Origin of the sequence: Brevundimonas sp. LF-1, from assembly GCF_037055305.1 — a bacterium.
Taxonomy (GTDB): domain Bacteria; phylum Pseudomonadota; class Alphaproteobacteria; order Caulobacterales; family Caulobacteraceae; genus Brevundimonas; species Brevundimonas sanguinis.
On the sequence record NZ_CP146349.1, the window covers coordinates 71603 to 80000 of the forward strand.

The 8398-nt window shown below is 61.0% G+C and carries 4 protein-coding genes, 1 tRNA gene and 2 rRNA genes (1 of these 7 only partly in view); 3 read left to right on the forward strand and 4 right to left on the reverse strand.

Features of this window, described 5'->3' with window-relative positions; all coding sequences use genetic code 11:
* Window positions 1–69: 69 nt before the first annotated feature.
* From V8F63_RS00410 to V8F63_RS00420, 3 genes are all read left to right on the forward strand, one after another.
* Window positions 70–2250, forward strand: coding sequence for a TonB-dependent receptor (locus V8F63_RS00410; RefSeq protein ID WP_392354180.1), 2181 nt, complete (start codon window positions 70–72; stop codon window positions 2248–2250).
* Window positions 2139–2906, forward strand: coding sequence for a TonB-dependent receptor (locus tag V8F63_RS00415; RefSeq protein ID WP_392354181.1), 768 nt, complete (start codon window positions 2139–2141; stop codon window positions 2904–2906). The genes V8F63_RS00410 and V8F63_RS00415 overlap by 112 nt, the downstream gene beginning before the upstream one ends.
* Before the next feature lie 138 nt (window positions 2907–3044).
* Window positions 3045–3812, forward strand: coding sequence for a UTRA domain-containing protein (locus V8F63_RS00420; RefSeq protein ID WP_292059527.1), 768 nt, complete (start codon window positions 3045–3047; stop codon window positions 3810–3812).
* Window positions 3813–3822: 10 nt separating this feature from the next.
* On the opposite strand, the gene V8F63_RS00425 is transcribed toward V8F63_RS00420, so the two are convergent.
* The 4 genes from V8F63_RS00425 to V8F63_RS00440 all read right to left on the reverse strand — a co-directional run.
* On the reverse strand, window positions 3823–5139 hold the full coding sequence (locus tag V8F63_RS00425; protein WP_392355125.1) for a DUF5690 family protein: 1317 nt from the start codon (window positions 5137–5139) through the stop codon (window positions 3823–3825).
* Window positions 5140–6302: 1163 nt separating this feature from the next.
* Window positions 6303–6379 (reverse strand) — tRNA-Met (locus V8F63_RS00430).
* Window positions 6380–6436: 57 nt separating this feature from the next.
* Window positions 6437–6551 (reverse strand): 5S ribosomal RNA (rrf, locus tag V8F63_RS00435).
* Between the two features lie 82 nt (window positions 6552–6633).
* Window positions 6634–8398: ribosomal RNA gene (locus V8F63_RS00440) — 23S ribosomal RNA — on the reverse strand (it continues 1015 nt past the right edge of the window).

Sequence of the window (8398 nt, forward strand, 5' to 3'; positions counted from 1 at the left end):
GCGGACGGGGACGGCCCGAGAAGCGCCCTCTCCCAGCCAAAACTCCTGGACTCTGGGTGGGGATCACCAATGTCGTTTCATTCCGCCGCCGTCGCATCGCGCACGGCGAACCGCATCGCAGGCGCCAGCGCCCTAGCATTGACCTGGGCCGTTGCAGGCACGGCGATCGCCGCTGCCTCTGAAGAAGACCAAGCCCAGCCGACCGTCGTCGGCGAGGTGGTGGTGACTGGCCAACGCCTGGGCACCGCCAACGCCATCTCGGCCCAGCGTCGCGCCGATGGCGTGGTCAACGTCCTGTCGGCTGATGATATGGGCAAGCTGCCCGACGCCAACGTCGCCGACGCCCTGGCGCGCCTGCCGGGCGTCAACGTCATCGTCAACCAGACGACAGGCGAAGGCGAATATGTCACCGTCCGGGGCTTCGCCGGCACCTTCAACGCCTATTCGATCAACGGCGTGCGCGTGGCTTTGACCGATACCGACAGCCGCAAGATGTCGATGACCGTCCTGCCGCCCAACGGTCTGCAGGCGATTTCCGTCTCCAAGACGCTGACGCCCGACATGGACGGCGACGCTATCGGCGGATCTATCGACTTCCGCACGCCCAACGCCTTTGACTTCAACGCCCCGGTGGCGCGCCTGTTCGCCAGCTACGGCTTCAACGACCGCGCCAAGGATCAGGGCGAAGCCTCGGACAATTATTTGCTGCAGGCCGACTTCGGCCGCCGCCTGAAGGACGAGCGTTTCGGCGTCTTCGCCTCCGTCAACTACGGCCGTTCGAACGGCGTCACCGAAGAGACCGAAAACGACGGCGAATGGGAGCCCTACATCTGGCGCAAGAACGCTGAAGAAGCGATCGACGAACGCTCCATGTACCTGCCGGGCATCGACCTAGACTACCGCCGCAACGAACAGGAGCGTTATGGCGGCAACGTTTCCTTCGACTATCGCGGCGCCGATCACGACCTATACCTGCGTGGCCAGTACAACCGTTTCGAGCGCGCCTCGACCAATGACTGGACCGACTATCGCAGTCGCCCGACCATGCGTCTGGTACAGGTGAACGACGAAGACCGCAGCCTGTCAGCGCCGGAAAAAATGATCATCGGCCAGGACGCAAGCCTGGGCGCCGTCTACGGCTATACGACGGGCCAAATCATCGACGCCGACGGCGACGGCCGCATCACCGATGCGGACCGGACCCGGAAATCCTATTGGTCCCTGCACGGCCGCTCGGGCGTGTGGGATCCGCAAGCGTTCCAGTTCTCGCGCAACATGGACATTTCCGACGAGAACCAGACCCTGGCCACCGTTAATCTGGGCGGCGTCAGCCGGCTGAACGCGCTCGAGCTGAGTTACGACCTGAGCTACAGCTTCGGCGAGCGCGAAAACCCCGACAACTACTCCATCGGCTACAACTGCGACGCTTGCGTTGCGCGGTTGAACGAAACTGGCCTGCTGTGGTCGTCCTACGATGGACGCTTCCCCATGCCGCAACTGCCCGCCTTCGCCGCCCATGTCGAACGCGACCCGTCGCTGCTGCCGCTGGACGGCGCAGGCCACAGCCGTTCGCGTCAGAAGGACGACCGCCTCGCCTTCAAGATCGACGCTCGCTACCAGGTCGATCGCGGCCCGCTGGAACAGATCCGCTTCGGCGCCAAATACCTGAAATCAGAACGTGAGTACGACAGCAGCCCGATCTGGGACGGCGACTTCTCCGGCACGGCGTTGGACGGTCTGTCCATGGCTGCCTCCGGCCTGATTGAACGCGAGGTCGATCGCATCCTGGGCGGCCGATACTACTACGGCGCCATCTTCAACCGCGAACGGGTGATCGCCGCCATCCGCGCGGCCGAGGCCGCCACCCCGTCCTCCATGTCCTATGAACGCCTGAGCCAGGACGACAAACAGGGGCAGGAGACCATCTACGCCGCCTATGCTCTGGCGCAGCTGCGCTGGGGCGACCTGCAGGTCATCGCGGGCGGCCGCTATGAACAGACCGACGTCAAGAACACCTTCTGGTCGGACGACGGCGACGCCAGCGGGTTCGATACCAGCGACGCAGACTACGGCGTCTTCCTGCCCAGCGTGACGGCGACCTGGCGTCCAAACGAGCAGTGGGTCTATCGCGCCGCCCTTTGGACCAGCTTCTCGCGGCCCGAGTACGGCTACATCTCGGGCGGGCAATCGGTGACGCGCGATCCGGTGACAAACGAGATTCTGGCCATCAGCCGCGGCAGCCGGACCTGAAACCGGCGGAAGCGCTGAATCTGGACCTGTCGGCCGAGTTTTATCCTGACCGCAGCAGCGTCCTGTCGGCAGGCGTCTTCTACAAGAAGATCGACAACTTCATCTTCACCAACGGCAGCCAGGTCGACGCCACCACGACCGAGGGCTTCATCGAAATCACCCAGCCCAAGAACGGCGACACCGCCGAAATCGCCGGGGTCGAATTCAACTTCATCAAGAGCTTCGACGGTCTGGCCGCGCCGCTGGACGGCTTCGGCTTCGAGGGCAATCTGACCTTGCAGACCAGCGAGGGCGAGACGGGCCTGGACTATCGCAAGGGGCGTCCGATCTCCTTCGTCGGAGCGCCGGACCTGATGTACAACGCCTCGCTGACCTATCAGAAGTACGGCTTCGAAGCGCGCCTGTCCTACAACTATCAGGGCGAGTACATTGAGGATCTGCGCGACAACGCCGTCGACAAATGGGTGCAGCCGACCAAGACGCTCGACTTCCACTCGCGCTACCACGTCAACGAACAACTGGCGGTCGATTTCGACGTGCAGAACATTCTGGACGGCCACCGCTACTATACGACCAAGGGTGAAAGCCCCAGCTACATGAAGGACTATATGGAGCCGGGCCGGACCTTCCTGTTCCGCATGAGCTACAGCTACTGAGGCCATCAACGGTCCGATGTCCTGGCGGCGGCGATCCGAAAGGGTCGCCGCCGTTTTCATTACGGGCGGCGCAGAGGATCGACGCCGGGACGCGAAGACGCGATAAGGCGTCAACGACTTCTCAGCCGACGAGCTTTCATGTCCGCCGCCCCTGCGCCTGCCTGGTGGAATTCACCGACCGAAACGCCTGCCGGCGATCGGGGCCGCTATCTGGTGGCCCGCGATCATATCGCCCGCCAGATCCACAGCGGCGCGCTGAAGCCAGGCGCCAAGCTGCCGTCGGAACGCCAGCTTCAGGATGGTCTGGGCGTAGCGCGCGGCACGATCCGCGAAGCCCTGTTCCAGTTGGAGTCCGAGGGGATGATCTTCCGCCGCGATCGCAGCGGCTGGTACGTCTCGCCCGAACCTGTGACCTATGATCCAACCCGCTGGGCCGGCTTCATGACCTATGTGTCTGAACAGGGCCGCCAGCCCGCGACTGAGACTTTGTCGACCGCCTCTGTCGAAGCCCAGGACGGGGTCGCCAAGGCCATGGGCCTGCCGCTGGGCGCGTCGGTGCACCTGATCCGGCGACGCCGCCTGATCGACGGGCGACCGGTGCTGGTCGAACGCATCTATGTCGAGGCGGAGCGGGCGCCTGATTTGCTGGCGCATGATTTGGACGGCTCACTGACGCAGATTCTCAAGAGCCGTTATCGGCTGGCGGTGACGCGCAACCGGGTCGAGATGCAGCCCTGCGCGCTGATCCAAGAAGAGGCTGAGGCTCTGGGCGTCAAGTCAGGCACGCCGGGCCTTCTGGTGATCCGCGCCAGCTTCGACGCGGCCGGGCGCATCGTCGAATACGACCACGAATACTGGCGTCACGACGCGCTGCGCGTGAAGGTCGATCTGGATGTCACGCCCTAACGTCCAGCGTTCAAGATGCGGCGGCGTCCGGCGCGGCCTGTATCGTCGGCGACTGATGCTTCCGCCCCAGCTTGCGCCCGAAATAGAGCGCCGACGCCAGAGTCAGCACCAAGCTGGCCGTCGCTGAGGCGTAGGCCGCGCCGATGAAGAACTGCAGCCAATCCCGCTGCGGCGCCGCGAAGCTGCGATAGAGCAGCAGCAGCACGCTGCCGACATAGCCGGAGGCGTCAGCCACATAGATCAGGAAGCCCGCCGTCCCGACCCTGCGCGTGGCCGCCAGCATCCGGTCGAACAGCATGGCGTTGAACGGGGTGTAGGCCATGTAGAGACCCGCTCCGCTCAGGATCATCCACGTCAGCGCCGACACCAGCTCGGTCTGAAAGGCCAGGGTCGACAGACCGATCAGCGCAGCGCCCGCGATCACCACCCCATGCATGACCATCAGCGCGCGCCGGTTGTCGCGGATCAGGATCAGACTGCCCAGAACAATCAGGACGATGACCGCCACAGGCAGTTCGCTGGCGGCGAAGACGCCCGCCGCATCGCCGTACCCGACAGCTTTCCAGACCTCGGCCGAGAAGTTGTCGCGGAAATCCCGAAAGGCGGTGAACAACACATAGGCCGCGATCAATGCGGCCATTCCCAGGCCGTAATCGGCCAGGAAACGTCGCCGCTCATCCTTGTTCATCGGCGCGCGGCGCACACGTTCGCGCTCGTCGTCTGCGCTGGGGCCCGGCAGCTGCGCCAGCCCCCAGACCGAGAGCAACAACACGGGCATGAAGACCGCACCCGCCGCCGCCGGCATCCACAGGTCGCTGATCCCCGCCTGAAGCAGCAGCTTGCCGACCGCCTTCACCACGCCTGACGACAAGATGAAGCTGGCGCACAACACAGCGCCCAGAACGTCGGACACGCGCCGGCCTTCCATATAGGCGAACACCAGCCCCCAAATCAGACCCAGCGGCAGGCCGTTGAAGAACAGAGCCGCCACATTCCACGGCGCCGGGATCAGGGCGAAAGCGACCAGCGCCAGCCATGAGGCGCCAATCAACATCAGGATGGCCCGGCCGCGTCCTTGACCGTCCGCCTCGGCGATCACCTTGACGCCGATCCATTTCGACAGAGCGTAGCCGATGACCTGAGCGATCACGAGGGCGACCTTGTAATCCAGTACGAAGGCCCAGCCTTCAACCCCTTCGAAAGTCGCCGCCGAGAACGGCTTGCGGAAGGCGTACATGGAGAAATAGGCGCAGAAGCCGGCTAGACCGGCAAACAGGGAAAAACCAATTGGTCCCGCGTTTTTTAATTTTTGCGCCAGCGCTTGCATGTCCACATCCCACGCCTCAATGAGAAATCTGGACTAGACCAATTACAATGCAACTTAATGACAGAGAGGAGACGCGCTCTCTTGATCTCCTTTCTTCCTCTCCGGCATGGATCGCCAGATTTCGATGTTTCCATGTAGACCTGCGGGCATCGTCTCCCAGACGAGGGATCGACGGCGCAGTCGCAGCCATAATGCCTTTCTGCTTACACGCCTCTTCCCTGAAGCGGACCAACCGTGCTTCCGCGTTGAGTCAGGTTCAGCCCTTCGGCAGTCCGCAAAGCGCCACGAGCGGACATTGAGTCCTACGCGCAAAGCAGACTTCCAGACGCGACCCTAGCCCGACGACACGCTAGAGGGCATCGGCATTTACTGCCAATCTCTTTCAAGCCGAGCGGGAGACGCTTCGTCTAAGCCTGAGCCGAACGCTATGGTCAGGCTTCGCTGTCGTAGCTAGGACCCCCGATGAGCGATAGGATCGCGGAGTCCGCGAATAAGTTGGATCGGTAGGGCCCGACGAGAGCCGACTTGAGCCAGTCCGTCTTGAGACTGGCCTCGGCAAGGATCGTGTCGCGAAGTGTATCGACTCTTGGGACGATATAATTTTGCGCCCCCTTGATTGCAGGGACACGAAGCTCTCGGCGTCTTGGACCGACTTCGAGTCCCAAACCTCGCGGCGCTGGTGGTTCACCAGCTCGACGAATAGCGCGAGACGGCCCAGCTTGGCGGCGTCTTCTCGTTGACGAAGTTCTGCCGAAGCGCAAGGCTCGTCGCAGCGTCGCCGCGCCAAGGATGTTTGAAAAAGCTCGGACCCGCTCTGGCTGACCGGCTTCGCCCGACGAGCCGTCGAACGCGGCAGGGCCCAAAACTCGCTCACTTGGCCGACCTCAGAGCCGAAAATCGATCCAACCGCCGGCCGTCAGAACTCAATCCGTCGCCACGCGGTCTCCGTGCAACACCGTCGCAGCGATCGCCTCCATGCCCGTCGCCAGAACGAATGATGCCACAGCGCCAGGAATGGTCGTTCTGCACTGCTAAACCAAGCCGACGTCCCACCGACGCCCAGATAGCCCTGCGGCGTTGCCCTGTGATCGAGCCTGTCGGGTCGAGAGAGGGCATGGATCAGCAAAAACCCCCGGAGCATCAGCTTCGGGGGCTTTTGTATTTGGGTGCGGGAGCAGGATTTGAACCTGCGACCTTCAGGTTATGAGCCTGACGAGCTACCGGGCTGCTCCATCCCGCGGCAAGGCGGTGAGTAAAGGAAGAAGGGTTCGAGATATCATTCATGTGTGTCGGGTAGACCCGGCGGCGACCTACTCTCCCGCGCCTTAAGACGAAGTACCATCGGCTCTGGAGGGCTTAACGACCGAGTTCGGAATGGGATCGGGTGGGGAACCTCCGACAGAGCCACCAGGTCAACCCGACACACACGAATGAAATGAGAAGATATCGTTTTTTGTTTTCGACAAGTAAAAATCGAATGAGTTTTGCTGAGAAACGATCAAGCCGATCGGATTATTAGTACCAGTAAGCTTCACACGTCACCGCGCTTCCACACCTGGCCTATCAACGTGGTAGTCTTCCACGATCCTCAGCGAAGCCTTGTTTTGAGGTTAGTTTCCCGCTTAGATGCTTTCAGCGGTTATCTATTCCATACTTAGCTACCCTGCTGCGCGGCTGGCGCCACGACAGGTCCACCAGAGGTATGTCCATCCCGGTCCTCTCGTACTAGGGACAGATCCTCTCAAGCTTCGAACACCCACGGCAGATAGGGACCAAACTGTCTCACGACGTTCTGAACCCAGCTCACGTACCACTTTAAACGGCGAACAGCCGTACCCTTGGGACCTGCTCCAGCCCCAGGATGTGATGAGCCGACATCGAGGTGCCAAACTTTGCCGTCGATATGGACTCTTGGGCAAAATCAGCCTGTTATCCCTAGAGTACCTTTTATCCGTTGAGCGATGGCCCTTCCACGCGGGACCACCGGATCACTATGGCCGACTTTCGTCTCTGCTCGACTTGTCAGTCTCGCAGTCAGGCTAGCTTATGCCATTGCACTCGACGACCGATTTCCGACCGGTCTGAGCTAACCATCGCGCGCCTCCGTTACACTTTGGGAGGCGACCGCCCCAGTCAAACTACCCACCACGCCATGTCCCGGGACCGGATAACGGCCCTCGGTTAGACGTCAACGACAGTAAGGGTGGTATTTCAAGGATGGCTCCACCAGAGCTGGCGCCCCGGCTTCATAGCCTCCCACCTATCCTACACATACGGTCGCTAACGCCAAGGCGAAGCTATAGTAAAGGTTCATAGGGTCTTTCCGTCTGACCGCGGGAACCCCGCATCTTCACGGGGAATTCAATTTCACTGAGCCTGTGCTGGAGACAGTGGGGAAGTCGTTACGCCATTCGTGCAGGTCGGAACTTACCCGACAAGGAATTTCGCTACCTTAGGACCGTTATAGTTACGGCCGCCGTTTACCTGGGCTTCAGTTCGGAGCTTTCACTCCTCCCTTTAACCTTCAGGCACCGGGCAGGCGTCAGACCCTATACGTCGCATTGATGCTTCGCAGAGCCCTATGTTTTTGCTAAACAGTCGCTACCCCCTGGCTTGTGCCACTCAGTCCTGGTTGCCCAGGGTGAGTCACGCTTATTCCGAAGTTACGCGTGCAATTTGCCGAGTTCCTTCAGCACAGTTCTCTCAAGCGCCTTGGTATGCTCTACCTGACCACCTGTGTCGGTTTCGGGTACGGTCTCTGCTGGAGTTATTTCCAGGGACGACGCCACCGCCGGGAACAATCCAATAAGCCCCGACGACTTATGCCATCCGTCACTTCCAGCTGGTGCAGGAATATTTACCTGCTTCCCATCGACTACGCTTTTCAGCCTCGCCTTAGGGGCCGACTAACCCTGCGCAGATTAGCTTTACGCAGGAACCCTTGGTCTTTCGGCGACAGTGTTTCTCACACTGTTTATCGTTACTCATGTCAGCATTCTCACTTCCGATACCTCCAGCCAACCTCACGGTTGACCTTCACAGGCTTACGGAACGCTCCGCTACCGCTTGCAGTAAACTGCAAACCCATATCTTCGGCGCATGGCTTTAGCCCCGTTACATTTTCCGCGCAGGATCGCTTGATCAGTGAGCTGTTACGCTTTCTTTAAAGGATGGCTGCTTCTAAGCCAACCTCCTGATTGTCAAAGCAATCCCACATCGTTTCCCACTTAGCCATGACTTGGGGGCCTTAGATGATGGT